Source organism: Bartonella sp. AP40SXNS, from assembly GCF_042195825.1.
Classification (GTDB): domain Bacteria; phylum Pseudomonadota; class Alphaproteobacteria; order Rhizobiales; family Rhizobiaceae; genus Bartonella.
Genome location: NZ_JBHIPB010000002.1, coordinates 276,029 through 295,349, shown reverse-complemented (window position 1 = coordinate 295,349; position 19,321 = coordinate 276,029). Strand labels below are relative to the sequence as shown.

At 37.9% G+C, this 19,321-nt stretch carries 17 protein-coding genes and 1 pseudogene; 14 read left to right on the top strand and 4 right to left on the bottom strand.

Annotation, left to right across the window (positions count from 1 at the left end):
• The first annotated feature begins 11 nt into the window (after nt 1-11).
• From ACFILZ_RS02465 to ACFILZ_RS02430, 8 genes and pseudogenes are all read left to right on the top strand, one after another.
• Nucleotides 12-277: pseudogene (locus ACFILZ_RS02465) on the top strand (XRE family transcriptional regulator).
• A gap of 494 nt (nt 278-771) precedes the next feature.
• Nucleotides 772-1,443: a tetratricopeptide repeat protein gene (locus ACFILZ_RS02460; RefSeq protein WP_375610073.1), complete on the top strand. Its 672-nt coding sequence runs from the start codon at nt 772-774 to the stop codon at nt 1,441-1,443.
• Nucleotides 1,444-1,447: 4 nt separating this feature from the next.
• On the top strand, nt 1,448-2,872 hold the full coding sequence (der, locus tag ACFILZ_RS02455) for a ribosome biogenesis GTPase Der (RefSeq protein WP_375610074.1): 1,425 nt from the start codon (nt 1,448-1,450) through the stop codon (nt 2,870-2,872).
• 990 nt (nt 2,873-3,862) lie between these two features.
• Nucleotides 3,863-4,297 (top strand): AtpZ/AtpI family protein, encoded by a 435-nt coding sequence (locus ACFILZ_RS02450; protein ID WP_375610075.1) that lies wholly within the window; start codon nt 3,863-3,865, stop codon nt 4,295-4,297.
• A gap of 7 nt (nt 4,298-4,304) precedes the next feature.
• The gene (locus ACFILZ_RS02445) at nt 4,305-5,063 is read left to right on the top strand and encodes a F0F1 ATP synthase subunit A (protein ID WP_375606478.1); all 759 of its coding nucleotides are present in this window, start codon (nt 4,305-4,307) and stop codon (nt 5,061-5,063) included.
• A gap of 54 nt (nt 5,064-5,117) precedes the next feature.
• Nucleotides 5,118-5,348: a F0F1 ATP synthase subunit C gene (locus ACFILZ_RS02440; protein ID WP_005773968.1), complete on the top strand. Its 231-nt coding sequence runs from the start codon at nt 5,118-5,120 to the stop codon at nt 5,346-5,348.
• A 143-nt stretch (nt 5,349-5,491) separates the two neighbouring features.
• Nucleotides 5,492-6,058 (top strand): F0F1 ATP synthase subunit B, encoded by a 567-nt coding sequence (locus ACFILZ_RS02435; RefSeq protein WP_375606433.1) that lies wholly within the window; start codon nt 5,492-5,494, stop codon nt 6,056-6,058.
• Between the two features lie 11 nt (nt 6,059-6,069).
• Complete coding sequence (locus tag ACFILZ_RS02430; RefSeq protein ID WP_375606432.1) at nt 6,070-6,564, top strand: F0F1 ATP synthase subunit B; 495 nt, start codon at nt 6,070-6,072, stop codon at nt 6,562-6,564.
• 123 nt (nt 6,565-6,687) lie between these two features.
• Here the strand turns inward: ACFILZ_RS02430 and glyS are convergent, their stop codons facing one another.
• The 4 genes from glyS to ACFILZ_RS02410 form a co-directional block, all read right to left on the bottom strand.
• The gene (gene glyS, locus ACFILZ_RS02425) at nt 6,688-8,910 is read right to left on the bottom strand and encodes a glycine--tRNA ligase subunit beta (RefSeq protein WP_375610076.1); all 2,223 of its coding nucleotides are present in this window, start codon (nt 8,908-8,910) and stop codon (nt 6,688-6,690) included.
• Nucleotides 8,910-9,851 carry a glycine--tRNA ligase subunit alpha gene (locus ACFILZ_RS02420; RefSeq protein ID WP_375610077.1) on the bottom strand — a complete coding sequence of 314 codons (942 nt, stop codon included), beginning with the start codon at nt 9,849-9,851 and terminating at the stop codon, nt 8,910-8,912. The genes glyS and ACFILZ_RS02420 overlap by 1 nt, the downstream gene beginning before the upstream one ends.
• Nucleotides 9,852-9,942: 91 nt before the next feature.
• Nucleotides 9,943-11,637, bottom strand: a complete 1,695-nt coding sequence (locus tag ACFILZ_RS02415) for a tetratricopeptide repeat protein (protein ID WP_375610078.1) — start codon at nt 11,635-11,637, stop codon at nt 9,943-9,945.
• 95 nt (nt 11,638-11,732) lie between these two features.
• Entirely contained in the window at nt 11,733-12,809 is a 1,077-nt protein-coding gene (locus ACFILZ_RS02410) for a polyprenyl synthetase family protein (protein ID WP_375610079.1), read from the bottom strand.
• A gap of 179 nt (nt 12,810-12,988) precedes the next feature.
• On the opposite strand from ACFILZ_RS02410, the gene ACFILZ_RS02405 reads away from it, so the two are divergent.
• From ACFILZ_RS02405 to ACFILZ_RS02380, 6 genes are all read left to right on the top strand, one after another.
• The gene (locus tag ACFILZ_RS02405; protein ID WP_375610080.1) at nt 12,989-13,777 is read left to right on the top strand and encodes a tRNA1(Val) (adenine(37)-N6)-methyltransferase; all 789 of its coding nucleotides are present in this window, start codon (nt 12,989-12,991) and stop codon (nt 13,775-13,777) included.
• A gap of 189 nt (nt 13,778-13,966) precedes the next feature.
• The gene (locus tag ACFILZ_RS02400) at nt 13,967-14,818 is read left to right on the top strand and encodes a S49 family peptidase (RefSeq protein WP_375610081.1); all 852 of its coding nucleotides are present in this window, start codon (nt 13,967-13,969) and stop codon (nt 14,816-14,818) included.
• Between the two features lie 221 nt (nt 14,819-15,039).
• Nucleotides 15,040-15,948 (top strand): 4-(cytidine 5'-diphospho)-2-C-methyl-D-erythritol kinase, encoded by a 909-nt coding sequence (locus ACFILZ_RS02395; protein WP_375606425.1) that lies wholly within the window; start codon nt 15,040-15,042, stop codon nt 15,946-15,948.
• A gap of 279 nt (nt 15,949-16,227) precedes the next feature.
• The gene (locus ACFILZ_RS02390; RefSeq protein WP_375610082.1) at nt 16,228-16,869 is read left to right on the top strand and encodes a ribonuclease HII; all 642 of its coding nucleotides are present in this window, start codon (nt 16,228-16,230) and stop codon (nt 16,867-16,869) included.
• Nucleotides 16,866-17,828, top strand: a complete 963-nt coding sequence (locus ACFILZ_RS02385) for an L-threonylcarbamoyladenylate synthase (protein ID WP_375607815.1) — start codon at nt 16,866-16,868, stop codon at nt 17,826-17,828. The genes ACFILZ_RS02390 and ACFILZ_RS02385 overlap by 4 nt, the downstream gene beginning before the upstream one ends.
• 2 nt (nt 17,829-17,830) lie before the next feature.
• Nucleotides 17,831-19,240, top strand: a complete 1,410-nt coding sequence (locus ACFILZ_RS02380; RefSeq protein ID WP_375610083.1) for an FAD-binding oxidoreductase — start codon at nt 17,831-17,833, stop codon at nt 19,238-19,240.
• The last annotated feature ends 81 nt before the right edge of the window (nt 19,241-19,321 follow it).

The window sequence follows — 19,321 nt, the reverse complement described above, 5'->3', positions numbered from 1 at the left end:
GAAAACTTCGCATTGATCATTCAGAACGTCTTTCAAATATAGTTGATAAATTAGGTTTATCTGTGTCATTTTTATCTTCTGTAGAAATTGGTAGAAAATCTGTTCCAGTAGGCATGGAAGAGAAAATCATAGAACTCTATGCTTTAGATCAAGAAAAAGCTTCTCTGTTAAAAAAGAAGCCTATCTTTGTCGAAAGAATTTTACAATCAAACCTTCTAATCCGTTGCAACATGAAACTGTTGTTGCATTTATGCTACTTTTAGATGTCTTATTTTAAGGGGCGTTAGCAGATTTCAAAGAAATGTTAGAAACACTCCATGAAGTATGCTTTTTGTAGAGGCTATTGCGAAATTCTATTCCCCAACTTTTATTTACGCATCCCTCATATTAAAAAAGATATATAAATACAGTAAGCTAGATGAATAAAGAATGGTATTAAAATCCTATAATCGAATACAATACAATGATTGTGTTAAAGACTTTAAAAGATATCTTTCATATAATAGAGAGGGAAGGGTGCTGAAGATGGTAGGCAATCATGGATAATATTAAAGCAGTGATTTTTTTATAAGATTCAAAAGTTGTGATGTAAGCTTAAAGAACATTTACATCGTTTTTGACTAAGACAGTTGCAAAAATCCAATTGATTTGGTTACATGTCAATTTGAAATAAATAAATCAGTAATTTAAAGATTTTAGTTGATTTAGGCTACCATCTTTGTCCATTTATGCGTAAAAGCGCAGAGAGTAAATTTTTACAAGGTATGATATATGTCGTATGATAGTTTTATTGCTGAAGTTAATGCTGAATTTCGTCAGGAAAAGGCGCTTGCTTTTTGGAGACGTTATGGTTTTTCAATTATTGGAGCAGTCCTTCTTTTCATCATCATGATAATTATTTATCAAATTTATTATCATGCACAAATAAAGAAAGCTGGTTATATTGGTGACGCATTTATAAAAAGCCTTAATTTTGCGGATACACGTCATTTTGATAAAGCGATAAAGCAATTGGAGAATGTTAAAGACTCTAACTTTGGAGGATATCCTTTTCTTGCTCGTTTGCGGGAGGCTTCTTTACTCATGGAGCAAGGTGATATGATTAAATCAGTGGAGATCTTTGATTCTGTTGCAGCGGATGAGAAAGCACCACAGATTTTGCGGAAAGTTGCAAAAATTCGAGCAGCCTATATTTTAGTTGATACAGGAACTTTGGAGGATGTCAAAAAGCGCGTCAAAGAGATGGCAAGTGATGTCGATCCTATGCGTATGTCGGCAAGAGAAGCTTTGGGCTTAGCTGCTTATAAGGCGGATAAAATGGATGAAGCGGTTTATTATTTTAAGAAAATTTCTGAAGAAGGTGCTTTGGGGTCAAAAATAACAGATCGGGCTCGAATGATGCTTGAGCTTATGCAGGCCGAGGGCAAGACAAATAAGGAATAAATTGATGAGCCTTACCATTGCTATTGTTGGTCGTCCCAATGTTGGGAAATCAACACTTTTTAATCGTTTGGTTGGGCAAAGGTTGGCTTTGGTTGATGATAAGCCTGGTGTAACACGTGATCGGCGTATTCATGCGGCAAAACTTCAAGATCTACGTTTTGATGTGATTGATACGGCTGGGCTGGAAGAAGCAGGTGATCATACACTCGAGGGGCGTATGCGTTCTCATACAAAAGTTGCAATTGATGAAGCGGATCTAATTTTATTCGTATTTGATGCAAAGAGCGGAATAACACCAAGTGATTTAAACTTTGCTTCATTGGTTCGCAAATCAGGAAAGCCAATTGTGCTTGTGGCCAATAAGTCTGAGTCAAGAGCGGCAACAGGAGGAGAGTATGAGGCGTGGTCATTAGGTTTGGGGGAGCCGTGCCCAATATCGGCTGAACATGGTTTGGGACTTAGTGATCTGCGTGATGCAATTATAGAGGCTGTTGGGTCAGAGCATGTTTTTGGCAACAACAAAGAAGAAGATAGAATGATACAACCTGCATCTGTTGGTGATGATGTAAAGGATTTGGAAGAAGAGGAGCTTATTTATGATGAAAGTAAGCCCATTAGGATTGCAATTGCGGGGCGTCCCAATACAGGAAAATCCACTCTTATCAATAGCATGTTGAAACAAGAGCGATTGTTAACAGGACCAGAAGCAGGACTCACGCGTGATTCTATTTCTGTAGATTGGGAATGGCGTGGTCGTCATATTAAACTTTTTGATACTGCAGGTTTACGTCGAAAATCGAGAATTCAAGAAAAACTAGAAAAACTATCTGTTGCAGATACTTTACGTGCTATTCGCTTTGCAGAAGTTGTGGTCATTGTTTTTGATGCAACGATACCTTTTGAAAAGCAGGATTTACAAATTGCTGATCTTGTGATTCGTGAAGGGCGTGTTCCAGTTATTGCTTTCAATAAGTGGGACCTTATTGAAAACAGTCAGACCACATTGATTGATTTGCATGAAAAATGTACGCGATTTCTTCCTCAAGTTCGTGGTTTGAGAGCTATTCCTTTATCAGGACAATATGGTCAAGGGATTGATAAACTGATGGAAAATGTCATGATGATGCACCGTGTATGGAATCGTCGCATTTCGACGGCTAAATTGAACCAATGGCTTGGAACTGTTGTGGCACATCATCCACCTCCTGCGGTTTCTGGACGTCGACTTAAGGTTAAATACATCACACAGGTTAAGACACGTCCTCCTGGATTTATGATTTCCTGCTCGCGCCCCAAAAGTATGCCCCAGTCGTATTTGCGTTACCTTGTCAATGGGTTACGTGAAACATTTGATATGTTTGGTATACCAGTTCGCATATCATTACGAGCCTCTGATAATCCTTTTGCGACACGTTCCAAGAAGAAATGATAACTCTTTAATTTTATTGATAATCATTTATCATGAGCGCTATTGAATAGAGCTCTCTCATCTTGATAAAGGTCATTTATTTGCATGTCATGAGAAGAGTTTAATAGGGAGTATTTAAGAAAGAGTACATAATCCTCTTAATGGGTTATTATAAGTGCAAGAATAGATGCAATATGAGGGTAGGGGAATATAATTATGATGCTTGTTTGAAAAGCAGCATTAGATTATCGTTTCATAAAAATAAAGCTTATGAATAAGCGCTTTTGCTTACGATAGTTTGTTTGAATAAAAAGCAAAAATATTTGCTGAATCTACGGATATTCAATTGTAAAAAGCGAAGTTCATAAAAGTGGATTAAAATTGTATAAAGTGGTATGGTAATCGTATTTAAAATTTATTATGTTCTATTGGCTTAATCTATTTGAAATTTTAGATTTATTAATATCTTGTATTTAAAGGAACTTCTCTTAATACCCTCAAGCTCATTTCGTGGTGGGGCCTTTAATGGCGTATGTAAAATACTTTGCGAATAGGATCATATAGAAACAATTGATTATTATTATTTTCATAAAATAAAAAGTGCAAGTTTATTCGAATAAAAGGAGAAAACCAACGCTCTCATACTGTTTTTAGCTTTCTATGTTCTCTTTCAAAACTAGGACTGATATAACATTGGGAGTCGGAAAATAAGATGGTATTAGTTTACACCTTTTGTTAAACGTAAAAATGGTTGTTCTATGAGTTTTATATTATTCACGTGAACTTTTCGTTATACATTCACGGGTGCTGTCGTGAAATCGGTTTAGGTGCTTGGAATATCTTTTTAAGAAAGCATGTAAATTGAAAAATACGTTATTTCTGCAATAAAATTTATACGATAACTTGTGATAGATTTCTTTTAGTATCTTGACGAATAAATTCGGGAACAATATGATGCACACGGTTTTATGAAATGTATTCTTACGTTGCTTTTTAATTAAGGAGCCAATGATGGCGATGGGCGAGAAACCCGTTATGAGCTGTAAGGAGGCTGAAGAGGAAAAGCAAGGAGAGTGTCTTCATTCAGAGGATTTGGAATGCCGTAGTAGGAACTTAAGCGTAGCTTTAGTACGCAAGCAAGCATTAAAGAAGCGGGAGCATAGGAATAAGCGGGAAAAATCACAAGGAAGGATGGCAGGTGCAATTAAGCTTTCCAGTGAGTTTCTGGCAAGTGTTATAGTTGGTATTGTTTTGGGGTTGGGGTTTGATAAGTTAGCAGGTTCATGGCCTTGGGGATTGGTATTTTTTCTCTTCTTTGGATTTGCTGCTGGTGTATTGAGTATTCTTCGGTCTGTGGGGTATGTTTCCTCCAGTCAATTAGGAAAAGAAGGCGTATTGCGCCAAGATAAACAAAATAAAGGGGCCAATGAGAGGTCCGATAAATGAGGTTGAAGTGACAGCGCACGCTCCAGATCCTATTCATCAGTTTGAGGTTTTAAGGCTGATTAAGATTTCCATAGGAAATATGGATTTATCGTTTACAAATGTATCATTGTTTACAGTCCTCACGGTTGTTGTAACTTCTATTTTTCTCTTTATTTCATCATCGAGTCGTGGATTGGTTCCAACGCGGATGCAGTCTCTTTCGGAAATGGCCTATGAGTTTGTAGCATCGACTCTGCGGGAATCATCTGGTGTGCAGGGAATGCAGTTTTTTCCTTTAGTTTTTTCTCTGTTTACTTTTATTTTGGTTGCTAACTTTATTGGTCTCTTTCCTTATTTTTATACGGTTACGTCTCAAATCATGATCACGTTTTCGTTAGCAATGGTGGTAATTTTGACGGTGATTGGGTATGGCTTTTATAAGCATGGGGTCAGTTTTTTGAAACTGTTCGTTCCCAGTGGAGTTCCTGTTGTGGTTTTACCTCTGGTGACAATGATTGAGGTTATTTCTTTTCTCTCCCGTCCAATTAGTCTTTCTCTTCGTCTTTTTGCGAATATGCTTGCTGGTCATATTACGCTTAAAGTGTTTTCTGGGTTTGTTGTTTCAATGATTGGGGTAGGGCTCGTAGGTGTGGGTGGTTCGATTTTACCGCTTATTATGACTGTAGCAATTACTGCTCTTGAGTTTTTGGTCGCATTTCTTCAGGCTTACGTCTTTACGGTTTTAACTTGTATGTATCTTAATGATGCAATTCATCCAGGACATTAATAGAACTGGCGGTTTTCCGTCGAATAATGCAATTTCGCTTTAAAGGAGAATAACATGGAAATGGTGCTTGCAGCAAAATATATTGGCGCTGGTCTTGCTTGCTTTGGTATGGCTGGAACAGCTTTAGGACTTGGTAATATTTTTGGTAGCTATCTTTCTGGTGCATTACGAAATCCATCAGCAGCAGATAGTCAGTTTGGACGTCTCGTCTTTGGTTTTGCTGTTACAGAAGCTTTGGGAATTTTTTCATTGCTCATTGCTTTATTACTTCTTTTTGGGGTTTAATCATCATCAAAAGGGTATATCTGTTCTTGCATGAGGAAAGATTTACCCTTTTAGGCTCTTAACCAGAGAGATGCCAGAGAGATGTTTGTCAGTTATCATCGGTTATAGAGGGCTTTAATAAGCTATTTAAAGGATGAAAGAAGATGTTTGTTTCAAGCGCTTATGCACAGAACACTGAAACGTCGATAGAACATATTAAAAAGGTGGCAGAGCATGCAAATCGTGTGTTTCCGCCTTTTGATTTTGTGCATTTTGGTTCGCATTTTTTCTGGTTGGCAATTTCTTTCGGACTGTTTTATCTTTTTATCTCCCGTGTAATTGTACCACGTATTGGCGGTGTTATTGAAACACGGCGAGATCGAATCGCATCTGATTTAGATCAGGCAATGCGCATGAAGCAAGAAGCAGACATTGTTGTTGAAACTTATGAGCGGAAATTAGCAGAAGCGCGTTTGAACGCGCAGGCTATAGCGCAGGTAGCTAGTGAAGAATTAAAAGAAAAGGCAGAGCTTGAACGGAAAGAAATTGAAGAGAGTTTAGAGAAAAAACTCGCAGATGCTGAAAAACAGATAGCAAAAATTCGGGATAAAGCCATGCAAAATGTTGGTTCTATCGCTGAAGAAGTAGCTCTTGAAATTGTGAAAAAATTGATTGACGTTGATATCAACAAAGAGGCTGTTCGTTCAGTTGTTAAAACTGCGGATTATTGAGGAAGAAAAAGATGACTGATACTTTTTGGGCATTTGTTGGGTTAGTTCTTTTTTTGGCTCTTTTAGTCTATTTCCAAATTCCACAGAGGGTTATACACCATCTTGATGCGCGCGCGAAACGTATCAAAGATGAACTGGATGAGGCTCTGCGTCTTCGTGAAGAGGCACAGGAAATATTGGCTGAATATCAACGCAAACATGCAGAAGCAGAAAAAGATGCGCAAGAAATTATTGCTGCAGCAAAGCATGAAGTTGAATCTGTTATTGCTGAAGCCCGTGCAAAAGCAGAAGAATATGTAAAAAACCGCAATAAATTGGCAGAACAAAAAATTTCCCAAGCAGAAGCCGATGCTATGCGCATGGTTTCTTCATCGGCTATTGATTTGGCAATTTCTACAGCACGTACCCTTATTACAAGAGAAATAGATGCTAACAAGGTAGATGAACTTATTAAAGAGTCTCTTGAGAAAGAATCATTTATCAAAATGAAAACATATCTTAATTAATGATATTTGAGAGATAAAGAACAGTCTCTTTGGTTGCATAATTTTCTCAATATTAATTAATAAAAGTCATAAAAAAGAAAAAATTATCTTCATTGTTTTATCAGTTAATAGGGTATTTTGATTTTAAATGACAAGTTTTGAGAAGTCTGCAACCGATTGTGTAACAATGTGAGTGCGTTTGAGAAGAGCAAGACGGTTAGCACGAACATCAGTTTTTTTATCATTCACCAATACTTTTTCAAAAAATATATCAATCAATTTTCCAAGTGGCGCTAGCACACTGAGTGCAAATGATAAATTTGTTGCATTGATGGGAGCAAGAACCTTTCTTTCTACTTCACAGATTGCATGATAGAGCTGCTTTTCTTCTTTCTCGACAAAGAGCTCAGGATTAATTTCATTCGCTATTGTTGTGCTTTTTTGAAATTCATTTTCAAGAATATTGGCAGTACGTTTTACAGAGGCTACAAAGTTCATTCCATCGTGGGTATTGATGAAAGCGATAAGCGATTCGACACGACGTGCAACCAATAAAAAATCATCAGAATCTTTATTTAAAACGGCTTCAAGGGCATCGTAACGAGCGCCTTCCTCTTTTAGATAGATTTTCAAACGGTCATGAAAAAAGAATAACAGATCTGATAAAATATATTCTGTTTTTTCTGGAAGCAGATTCTGCAATTGTGAATTTTCTCTTTGAGAGATTTCATATTTATTTTTTTGTTGTAAGAAAAGATTCGTTGCTAACTGGAACAGCGGCATAAGATTGATTTTCCAATCTCGCGAAAGTACAAGCCTAATAATTCCCAATGCTGCTCGTCTTAACGCATAGGGATCTTTTGAGCCCGTTGGTTTTTCATTAATGAGCCAAAAGCCAACGAGCATGTCAATTTTGTCGGAGAGCATAACGGTTATAGCAAGTGGTTCTTGTGGAAGACGATCTGTTGGTCCTTGAGGTTTATAATGGTCTTCGATTGCTACAGCGACGTGAGGATCTTCCCCTTGAAGAAGGGCGTATTTTTGCCCCATAACACCTTGTAGTTCAGGAAATTCTCCGACAATTTCTGTTTGCAAATCAGCTTTTGCAAGGATGGCTGCACGTTTTGCTAAAAGAGGATCTGTTTGTATCAAAGGGGCAATTTCTTGTGCGAGTGCAGCAATGCGTTCTACCCTTGCTCCTTGTGTACCTAATTTAGCATGAAAAGTTACATTCAAATGATCAAGTCGCGCCATTCTTTGATCGAGAGGTTTTTTTATATCAAGTTGAAATTTTTTTATAGAAGATTCCAATTGTTGAAGATCAGGTAAATCACGCTGATCGGTTTGCCAAAAATGAAGTGCATCAGAAAGACGGGCACGGACAACCTTACTATTTCCTTTCGAAATTTCTTTGCCTTCATCATTTGCAAGAATATTAGAAACGAGAATAAAACGATGAGAAAGTTTTACTTTTTCTCCTTGTTTGCGGGTGACAAAACATTTTTGATTAGCTCGAATGGTCAAGCGAATAATTTCTGGAGGAATATCAAGGAATGATTTGTCAAAATCACCCATAAGGATAACAGGCCATTCAACAAGGCCAGAAACTTCTTCTAGGAGGGCATTATCTTGAACCAGTTCTAAACCGTTTGCAAAGCAAAGATTTTGAGCATCAGCTAAAATAATATTCTTTCGTCTTTCTGCATCCAGAATGACTTTGTGTGTTTCAAGTTGAGTAACATAGTCATCAAAGCGACGCACCTGGAATGGCTTTCCGTCACTTAAGAAACGATGACCATAAGTTAGATTATTGCTCTTAAGAGAACCAATTGTAAACGGAACAACATGTGTTTCGCCAATTTCTGGTCCGAAGATACAAAGAATATTTTGTAAAGGTCTAATCCACTTCAAAGTACCACTTTGTGCTGAATCTTTTCCCCAACGCATAGATTTAGGCCATGGAAAGTTGCGGATAATATCCGGTAAAATATCGGCAATAATTTCTTCTGCAGCTCGACCTTTTTTAACAATTTTAGCAATATAAAAATGACCTTTTTTATCATCATGTCCAATATGCGCTTCAGAAACATCATTTAATCCTGTTGCACGTAGAAAACCATCAATTACATGCTGTGGTGATTTTATACTGGGACCTTTGCGTTCTTCATGGACATCTTTGGAGCGTATAGAAAGTCCGCGTACGTCCAATGTTAACCGACGAGGTGTCCAATATTCACGAGCGGCTTTATAGGTTAATCCAGCATTCACAAGTTGATCCGTAACAGCTTTTTTAAGATCAGCAGCAGCTTTTCGTTGCATACGTGCGGGTATTTCTTCACTGAAAAGTTCAAGAAGAAGATCAGACATTAGGCCTCTCCAGTATATATTTGTCCAGCTTCTGTGAGTAAGAAGGCTTCCCCACAACGGCGCGCGAGATTACGAACGCGAAGAATGTAATTTTGTCGTTCGGTTACAGAAATAACGCCACGTGCTTGCAAAAGATTAAAGATATGGCTCGCTTTAATACATTGATCATAGGCAGGAAAAACACAGCGATGGAATACATTTTCTTTATTTGGTTTTCCAGCATCAAGAAGTGCGCTGCATTCGCGTTCTGCATCGATAAAGTGCTGATGGAGCAGTTTTGTATCAGCAAATTCGAAGTTGTAATATGAGTATTCCTGTTCTGCCTGTAAAAAAATATCTCTATAACTTATTTTGTTTTCTCCCTCTAAACCATTAAAGTTAAGGTCATAGACGTTATCAACCCCTTGGATATACATCGCTAGACGCTCAAGACCGTATGTGAGTTCCCCTGAAACTGGAGCGCATTCAATGCCGCACACTTGTTGAAAATAAGTAAATTGAGAGACTTCCATTCCATCGCACCAACATTCCCATCCAAGCCCCCAAGCACCAAGAGTGGGACTTTCCCAATCATCTTCAACAAAGCGAATATCATGCAGTTTTGTATCAAGCCCGATAGCTTGTAGCGACTTTATATAAAGTTCTTGTAGATTGAGCGGAGAGGGTTTGAGAAGCACTTGGAATTGATAATAGTGTTGTAAACGATTTGGATTCTTACCATATCGGCCATCTGTTGGACGTCGAGAGGGTTGGACATAAGCAATTTTCCAAGGGCGTGGCCCTAGAGAGCGTAATGTTGTTGCTGGATGAAAAGTCCCAGCTCCGACTTCCATATCGTAAGGTTGCAAAATTGCACATCCATAGTGTGCCCAATAATTTTGCAAAGTTAAGATTAGTCCCTGAAAAGAACGTTTGGGGTTAAGATGTTCAGGCAGTTTCACGCTTTATACTCTTTATATTGGACTAAACAAAAAAACAAAGTAATTTTAGTTTCTCTATTTATTATTCATGTGGTTTATGGTTAAGCATCGTTTATTGCAAACCAAATTTCAACTTTTCTTGAATTTGTTCAGAATTTTCTGGTTTTCCGTCAATTGCGTGGTTCCATTGAAAGATTGCTTCACGTTTACGTCCAACTTTCCAATAGGCATCCCCTAAATGATCATTTAGTGTTGGGTCTTCAGGTTGTAATCTGACAGCATTTTCTAATATTTGCACTGCTTTATTATATTCTTTTAGTTTATAATAAGCCCACCCTAAAGAATCGAGAATATGACTGTTGTGAGCTTGCAAAGCAGAGGCTTTTTGTAGCATACGGAGCGATTCTTCAAGCTTCTCACCACGTTCCACAAGGGAATAGGCTAAATAATTAAGAACCTGCGGTTGATTTGGGAAAAATTCAAGTGATTTTCGCAAGTCAAGTTCTGCTTTTGGCCATTGCTTTAAACGTTCAAAAGCAATACCACGCTGATAAAAGAGTTTCCAATCGTCCTGCTGAAAGTTTTTTATCTTTGTAATAGCGTAGTCTAGAGTTTTAATAGCCTCAAGAAATTTATTGTCCTGCATATAAAAAGCAACGAGCGTTATCAAAATATTACGATCATTGGGAAATTTTTTATTTAACAATGTGAGTAATTTTATTGCTTCTTTGTAATTGTTGTTATTGGCAAGAAGGAATGCAAGATGAAGTTGTCCATCTTTATAATAAGGAGATTTAGGGGATAAAGCGCGATAAAGTTTAATTGCTTGATGTGGATCGTTCAATTTAGCAGAAATGTGTGCGAGCTGAAACAGTGTTGCGTCATTTTGAGGGTATAAGGCAAAAGATAATTGCTTAAAAATACGTGCAATTCGCCCTGAGTTTTTGTAGTTGAGGGCTGTTCCAAAATTATATAATACCTCGGCTGCTCCTTGTTGAGGTGTTTTAATAACTCTCTCTAAGAAAGAATTTTTTTCAATTTTTTCTTGAAAGTTTTTAAGGACTTCTCGACCTGACAACATTTGTTCGCCATGCTGGATTGTTTGAAGGGCTTGGTTGCGCATATTATGGCGCAATTGGAATGAGGCATAGGCTATGATAATACGCTCATAAGTATTAGGAGCGATAAGAGTTCCCTGTTTGTTACTCAGTGCTTTAATGAAATATTTTTTTGCATCCTTTGGCCGTTCTGCAAGGTCGCTCATAAGTGCTAGATGATAAGATATAAAAAGATCATACCAGACAGGACCTTTGAGTTTCTTAAGATCATCGATTGCCTGAGATTTGTGTCCAGATCCAAATGTAATCCAAGCGCCGATGAGTTCAGGTATTGGATTATTGGACGTAGGAAGTTCCTTTAATTTCAGAAGAGCCTTGGCATTCTTATAATCTTTTTTGATGAGACTTTCTACTGACAAAGTTAAGGAAACAAAGGGAGTTATAACATCGTTCTCTTTGAGTTTTTGGGCTTGTTGGACAGCTTCTTTAAAGTTTCCGACCGAGAGCATAGCTTCAAGGAGCTCTTTTTGTGTTTCAATGTTATCAGGTTGATAAACCAGTGCTTGTTTAAAATAATTGATAGCAAGTTCTGTTTTATTTTCATGATTTGCAACCCTTCCAGCTAAATAAGCACCTGTAAATGAGCTTGTATGAGTTGCTGCACTTATTTTACTGTAGGTGAGGGATGGCATCAGCATGATACCCACGATAAAGAGGGCAAAAAGTCGAGATACCGTTGCAGAGCACATGGAGCTAATCCTTTTCAAGATAATCAATTGATGGTGTTGTTTATAGATCATATCTCATTACTTTGTTGAGAAATACTGCGATTCTTGCAAAGAATTCAGTTTACGCGCGCAATACAAAATTCAACAGTCTCAACGAGAGCATTATAAGCAAGATTTTCATTCATGGGAACAAGAGCATCAATTGCATATTTTCCATAGATGCGTGCTTGTTCTATTGTATCTGTGATACTATCATACTTTTCCATTAAGTGTTGTGCGTGTGCGAAGGATTCATCATTATTATTGCCATCTTCAAGTGCCTTTTTCCAGAAATCTTTTTCTAGCATATTCCCACGCTCATAGGCGAGAATAACAGGCATTGTGATTTTTCCTTCTCTAAAATCATCCCCTATATTTTTTCCTAAGTTTTGAGCACTACCGCTATAGTCAAGTGCATCATCAATTAATTGGAAAGCTAAACCTAAGGATGTTCCATATTCACGTAATGAAGAACGCTCTTTATTTCCATAGCCAGCAATAATGGGTCCTACTTCAGCGGCTGCTGAAAAAAGTGCTGCTGTTTTTGCATCGATGATTTTGAGATATTCTGAAGGGCTGGTTTTTATATTTTTTGCGGCAGAAAGTTGCATAACTTCTCCTTCAGCAATAATTGCAGCAGCGTTGGCTAGGACAGAGAGCGCTTCTATGGAACCGACATCGACCATCATTTTAAAGGCCTGCCCCAATAGGAAATCACCAACAAGTACACTTGCTTGATTCCCCCAAATCATACGAGCTGTAGATTTTCCACGTCGTAAATTACTTTCATCAATCACATCATCGTGTAGTAATGTTGCTGTATGCATAAATTCAACAGCTGTTGCGAGTTTTATATGCCCGTCACTTTGATAACCGAACATATGAGCAGAAGCGAGCGTAATCATTGGGCGTAATCGCTTTCCACCTGATGAAATAAGATGGTTAGAAATTTCAGGGATCATCTCAACCTCTGATTTTGCCATAGAGAAAATAAATTGATTTACGCAATCCATATCTTTTTGAGTAAGATTGACAAGAGATTGAAGAGAAATTTGATTATTTCTTATTTGTTTTGGTTTGATAGCTGCACTCAATGTGTTTACTCCTAGAGTATTGCAATGGACATATATAAAATTTACTTTATTCATTAGCATAAAGGGGGTTTGGTTTTGACTCAAGCTTTTGATGTCGTTTAAAAGTGTTAGCTTGGAATGTTATTGGCAAGAAATGTTCTTTAGCGAGTGTAATCTTATTGTTATAAAATAATAAAAAATTTAAAATAGCAGCTGAATGGCAAAAATGCAGTTTATAAAGGTGAGCATTAGGCTTTTAAATGGATAAAGCAGCGAATCAGAGTGGTGAAACAATTGACAGTTTTCACCGCGGGAAATTTTATTTGGTTCAACCCCATAAATATGGTCATCGTTCTGGAATGGATGCGATGTTATTAGCTAGTTTGGTTCCAAGTGATTTAAAGGGCAAGGTTGTTGATTTAGGTGCTGGTGCTGGAGCTGCAGGGTTAGCTGTTGCTTCGCGTTGTCTGAAAGTTCATGTTACCTTAGTTGAACGTTCGGCTTTTATGATATCTTATGCTCAAAAAACGCTTATGCTAAAACAAAATAAACAATTTGCTAGCCGAATTTGTTTGCTAGAAGCAGATGTTACCTTCAAAGGGAATGCCCGTATAAAAGCAGGTTTGATAGATAATAGCTTTGATTTTGCGATTATGAATCCACCTTTTAATAATCCCACTGATCGCAAGACACCTGATCAACAAAAATCTGAAGCACATGTTATGCCTGAAGCGATGTTTGATAATTGGTTGCGGAGTGCAGCAGCGATTGTCAAGCCAGGTGGATACTTAGGGCTCATTGCACGACCACAATCACTAGTAGATATTTTGCGTGCTTTAGAAGGGCGCTTTGGTGGTATTTGTATCGTTCCTGTGCATGCACGTGCAAAGACAGCAGCAATTCGTCTTTTATTTTACGCAAAACGAGGAAGCAGAGCAGCTTTATCTATTTTACCGGCACTGGTGATACATGAAGATAATGGTCATACTTTTTCACCACGGATTGATGCAATTAATAATGGATATATAAGCTTGTGGGAACTTTTGTAATGGTATCTTGTGTTTTTCAGTTTATTCTTTAAAGTCTACACTTTGTTACTAGGGAGGTTTAGCTTTTGTATGAAATTATATTTCTGGTTGTAATGTGGGGATTGATTGGCGCTTTTGGATGGTATCGCGTTGTTCCTTTTTGTTGTCCTGTCCTCTTTAATTTTTCTTAACTTATAAGGAGATTTTGTTTTGATTGACGTTATCAAGAAACTTGTTCCCCATCGTTTTTCTTCCAATAAACTAGAAATTCCTGTCGTTCGCCTTCAAGGGGCGATTATGGATTCATCAGCATCTATATCTCGTACGCTTTCCCTTAGTAGATGTGCTAGTCTTTTAGAGAAGGCTTTTGCGTACAAAAAAGCACCGGCTATTGCCCTTATTATCAATTCTCCTGGAGGTTCACCTGTACAATCGCGTTTAATCTTCAAGCGTATTCGTGATTTGGCAGAAGAAAAAAATAAAAAGGTTTTTGTATTTATTGAAGATATAGCAGCATCCGGTGGTTATATGATTGCTTGTGCAGGAGATGAAATTTTTGCAGATCCTTCTTCGATTGTTGGTTCCATTGGGGTGGTTTCAGCTTCCTTTGGTTTTCCGGAACTTTTAAAGAAAATTGGTGTGGAACGGCGCGTTTACACAGCAGGAAAGAACAAGGTTACGCTAGATCCATTTCAGCCTGAAAAAAAGGCGGATATTGAGCATTTGAAATCTCTCCAACTGGAAGTACATCAAACTTTTATCGATTTAGTTAAAGAGCGGCGTTCTACAAAATTATCAAATGATTTGAATCTCTTTACAGGAATGTTTTGGAGTGGAAAAAAAGGCGTTGAACTTGGTTTGATTGACGGATTGAATGATGTACGTTCTGTTATTAAGGAGCGCTTTGGTAATGATGCACAACTTCGACTTATTATGCCTCCAAAAAGTTTTTTAAGCCCTAAAACGCATTCAGGAGTGACTGCTCATACAGTTTATACAGCAGTTGACAGTGCGTTGATGGCAGCAGAAGAGCGGGCACTTTGGCAGCGTTACGGTTTGTGAGGCCAAAAATCATTCGAGAGGAGATTTTATCTAAAAACAGATGATAGAAAAAAAAGCTTGAAATGATACGAAAGTTTATTTTGTATAAGAATTCTCCATATTTATTACTTATTTAGAAAACAATTAAGAATATTTCAAGCTGTTTATAGGGTTTATGCTACAGGTATGAATGAAAGGGGCATATTTATAAAAGAACTCTGTATAGGTTAATATTACGTCATATGATATCACATGTAAAAGCTTCGATCCAAAGACATTCTTATGTATTTACACCCATTAAATTGAATTTGGCTTTGCATGTTGTGGGGCAACGTGCTGATGGTTATCATTTAATAGAAAGTTTGGTTTATTTTAGTCTTAGCGGTGATTGCTTACACTATGCGTCTTGTGAAAGTGACCAGTTTGTTTTAACGGGGCCATTTGCAAAAGGGCTTGTTTCTCATTCAGATAATTTGGTTATTCGTGCACGAGATTTTATGCATAAGACTTTTCCTGAAAGTGCTCAACCTGCGTTTTTTCGACTTGTAAAAACATTACCTGTTGCCTCAGGTATTGGTGGTGGCTCAGGTGATGCTGCTGGGGTTGTAAGCATGTTGTATCAACAGTGGAATCTTGATTGCCCTTATGAAAAATTAGCAAAAATGAGTTTAGTTCTTGGTGCTGATGTACCCATGTGTCTTTTTGCATTAGAATATCAGCAGCCCCTTTTGGTTAAAGGGATTGGTCAAAAGATTATACGATTACAAGAGGCTTGTTCACTGGCAATGGTATTGGTTAATCATGGACAAGAAATTTCAACACAAGCTGTTTTTAAAGCGTTAGAGAAGCGTCATCATCCTTCTTTAAAAATTGATTCAGTCGCTTTAAAGACTGTTGATTCATTGGTTGAGGTTTTACAAGAAACGCGTAATGATCTTTTTTCTCCGGCATTAAAAATGGCACCTCAGTTAGCCGAAGTGTTATCTGTATTAGATGAATGTGGGTCTCTTTTTTCTCGTATGTCTGGAACGGGGGCAACTTGTTTTGGCATTTTTAAAAATCAACAAGCAGCGCAAAAGGCAGCTCTTTTTATCAAATCAATGTACCCAAATTGGTTTGTAAAACCGATCATGACTTTAGGAACTATTTGAGAAATAAAAACTTTTATTTTGTCTTGATTCTACTATACATAATGAAAAGGGTAACTAAAGAAATCTACTTTTTGTTTTTTAAACAAAATGAATACATGCTAGAATAATTTTTTAGAAGAAAAATGGACAATAGGATACTCTTTATCTCATGGTTTGTTTTTATCTTTTGTGTAAGAATTCGCAGAATGTTTGAAAAGCCATTTAAAACTGTAATGCTTGCAAAAAATAAGCAGGTTACAGAAATAAGTGTATATTTGTTGTATTTGTGATTTATCAAAGATGTTTAATTTGCCGCTTCAGCCAAATTTCTTGTGTGAATTGAATTTGCAGAAACAGGGTTTTTTTCATATAGCTGGTGTTGATGAAGTAGGACGAGGACCTCTCGCTGGACCGGTGGTAACGGCAGCAGTTATCTTGGATAAAGGTCATATTCCTGATGGATTAAATGATTCAAAAAAACTTTCTTTTCTTCAACGAAGTAGACTTTATCATGAAATTTTGCAAAGTGCATTGGCGGTTTCAGTTGCTAGTGTTTGCGCTCGTACAATTGATCAATCTAATATTAGACAAGCAACTTTAGAAGCAATGCATCGCTGTATTAAAGGATTAGCTGTTTCAGCCCACTATGTACTTGTTGATGGACGTGATATTCCCTCTGGGTTGTCTTGTCCCGCAATTGCGTTGATTAAGGGCGATCAGCGTTCGGTTTCAATTGCAGCCGCATCTATTATTGCGAAGGTAACGCGTGACCGGATGATGGAATGTGCAGGACAAGTTTATAAAGGCTATGGTTTAGAGAAGCATGTAGGATATGCAACGTTAGTTCATCGTACGGCTCTTAATAAATATGGTCCAATCGTAGGATTACATCGTTATAGTTTTGCACCACTAAAAGAACGTTATAGGAATGATGTATCATGACGATTCTACCACTCAATAGTGCTTCGATAAAAGAGGCAATAGCGCTTCTTGAACAAGGGAAGTTAGTAGCGTTACCAACGGAAACTGTTTATGGATTAGCAGGCGATGCGACCAATGGGAGGGCAATTTCTTCTATTTATTCTACAAAGGGTCGTCCGCAAATTAATCCTCTTATTGCGCATGTCAGCGGCATCGAAATGGCGGAACGTTATGTTAAAATCGACTTTCTTTCACGCCAATTAATGGAGGAATTTTGGCCAGGGCCTTTGACATTGGTTTTGCCTTTAAAGGAACAGCATAATATCCATCCTTTAACGACTGCCGGTTTGAATACATTGGCTATTCGTTTTCCAGACAGTCGTTTTGCGGAAGTTGTACAATATTTTGGACGCCCACTTGCTGCTCCTAGTGCGAATCAATCAGGACGTCTTAGTCCTACTTCCGCTGAGGCTGTTTTTGCATCTTTGGGGGAATCTGTTTCTTTGATATTGGATGGAGGATTTTCTAGAATAGGGCTTGAATCAACGATTATTAAGATTTGTGGTGAAAATATTTATCTTTTGCGTCCAGGGGGGCTTGCGGCTGATGAAATTGAAGAAGTTGTGGGGAAGCCTTTAAAACGGATAGATCAAAGGGCGGCAATTGAAGCTCCTGGGATGTTAAAGTCGCATTATGCTCCCAATGCCACGGTTCGTTTGAATGTAGAAAAGGTGGAAAGTGGTGAAGCGCTTTTAGCATTTGGTTCAAAGCGTGTTATGGGGGCTGAAAATGCTGTTTCTATTTTAAACCTTAGCGAAGATGGAAAATTGGAAGAGGCAGCCTCTCATTTATTTCAATATATGAAGGAATTAGATTCATTTAAAGTGAGATGTATCGCAGTAGAACCTATTCCATCATACGGATTAGGAGAGGCTATCAATGATCGTCTTATACGGGCTGCGGCTCCAAAGGAGAAATGAACATGGAGCAGGAATTAATTGAGGGGTTTAGGGAAATTGTTGGAGCCAAGCATGCTGTAACAGATCAGACGTTGATTGCACCGTATTTGCTTGAAGAGCGTGGGCTTTTTCATGGAAAAACACCTTTACTTTTACGTCCATCTTCTTGCGCAGAGGTCTCATCGATTATGCAGTTAGCGAGCAAAACGCACACACCGATTGTACCACAGGGGGGGAATACAGGGCTTGTGGGGGGACAGCAACCAGATGAAAGAGGAGAGGGCGTTCTTTTATCCATGGAGCGATTAAATAAGATTAGAGCTATAAATCTTGAAGGAAATTTTGTTGTTGTAGAGGCTGGTGTTATTTTACAGGATTTGCAGAAAAAAGTGGATGAATCAGGTCGTTTTTTCCCTCTTTCTTTGGCATCTGAAGGTTCTTGCCAAGTAGGGGGAAATCTTTCGTCAAACGCTGGAGGGACAGCTGTTTTGGCTTATGGCAATATGCGTGATCTTTGTCTTGGTTTGGAAGTTGTTTTACCGGACGGGCGTATTTTAGATGATTTGCGTTTTGTTAAAAAAGACAATAGCGGTTACGATTTAAAAAATCTTTTTATTGGTGCAGAAGGCACATTGGGTGTTATAACCGCAGCCGTTTTGAAGATTTTTCCAAAAATAAAAGGAAAAGCAGTTGCCTTGGTGGGATTATATAGTCCGGCGAAGGCTTTAGAGTTTTTATCTCTGGCTCAAGAATATGGAGGAGGGATGTTGACAGGTTTTGAGCTTATGTCAAAGCTCAGTTTGCAAATGGCTTTAGATTATAAGATGTGTGAGAAGCCTCCTCTCCAGCAGAAACATGAATGGTATGTATTAATGAACATTTCATCGTTGCAAGGCAATGATGAGGCGTTATCGGTATTGAGTAGTATTTTAGAAGAAGCTTTAAAGAATGCGGTGATAGAAGATGCAGTTATTGCGCAATCTTTAAAACAGCAAGATTTTTTTTGGCAATTGCGAGAAAGTATATCATCGGCACAAAAGTTGGCGGGAGGATCTATTAAGCACGATATTGCAGTACCGCTTGCTTCCATTCCTGATTTTATTGCTGAAGCTGCACTTATTGTTGAAGATATTTCTCCAGGAGCACGGGTGGTTTGTTTTGGACACATGGGTGATGGAAATTTGCATTATAATGTTACACAACCTGTAGGGGCTGATACGACAGTATTTTTGCAGTTATGGTCAACAATGAACCATCGCATTCATAGTTTAGTGATGAATTATAAAGGTGCATTTTCTGCTGAGCATGGAATTGGTCAGCTTAAGCGCGAAGAACTTCGTTCTTTTAAATCGCCTGTCGCATTGGATATTATGCAAGGGATTAAAAAAATGCTCGATCCTTTAGGGATAATGAATCCTGGAAAAGTATTATAATTCAAGAATGGTGATCATGCATTTTTGTTTAGATTTTAATAACCAAAAAAGAAACCAGTTGTTTTTTATTCAAACTTTTAA

Coding starts and splice junctions, on each gene's coding strand:
- ACFILZ_RS02410 (WP_375610079.1), bottom strand. CDS start 12,809: ATGCTAATGAATAAAGTAAATTTTATATATGTCCATTGCAATACTCTA.
- ACFILZ_RS02380 (WP_375610083.1), top strand. CDS start 17,831: ATGGAGCAGGAATTAATTGAGGGGTTTAGGGAAATTGTTGGAGCCAAG.
- ACFILZ_RS02450 (WP_375610075.1), top strand. CDS start 3,863: ATGGCGATGGGCGAGAAACCCGTTATGAGCTGTAAGGAGGCTGAAGAG.
- ACFILZ_RS02385 (WP_375607815.1), top strand. CDS start 16,866: ATGACGATTCTACCACTCAATAGTGCTTCGATAAAAGAGGCAATAGCG.
- ACFILZ_RS02390 (WP_375610082.1), top strand. CDS start 16,228: ATGTTTAATTTGCCGCTTCAGCCAAATTTCTTGTGTGAATTGAATTTG.
- ACFILZ_RS02415 (WP_375610078.1), bottom strand. CDS start 11,637: ATGTGCTCTGCAACGGTATCTCGACTTTTTGCCCTCTTTATCGTGGGT.
- ACFILZ_RS02405 (WP_375610080.1), top strand. CDS start 12,989: ATGGATAAAGCAGCGAATCAGAGTGGTGAAACAATTGACAGTTTTCAC.
- glyS (WP_375610076.1), bottom strand. CDS start 8,910: ATGTCTGATCTTCTTCTTGAACTTTTCAGTGAAGAAATACCCGCACGT.
- ACFILZ_RS02430 (WP_375606432.1), top strand. CDS start 6,070: ATGACTGATACTTTTTGGGCATTTGTTGGGTTAGTTCTTTTTTTGGCT.
- ACFILZ_RS02435 (WP_375606433.1), top strand. CDS start 5,492: ATGTTTGTTTCAAGCGCTTATGCACAGAACACTGAAACGTCGATAGAA.
- ACFILZ_RS02440 (WP_005773968.1), top strand. CDS start 5,118: ATGGAAATGGTGCTTGCAGCAAAATATATTGGCGCTGGTCTTGCTTGC.
- der (WP_375610074.1), top strand. CDS start 1,448: ATGAGCCTTACCATTGCTATTGTTGGTCGTCCCAATGTTGGGAAATCA.
- ACFILZ_RS02395 (WP_375606425.1), top strand. CDS start 15,040: ATGATATCACATGTAAAAGCTTCGATCCAAAGACATTCTTATGTATTT.
- ACFILZ_RS02460 (WP_375610073.1), top strand. CDS start 772: ATGTCGTATGATAGTTTTATTGCTGAAGTTAATGCTGAATTTCGTCAG.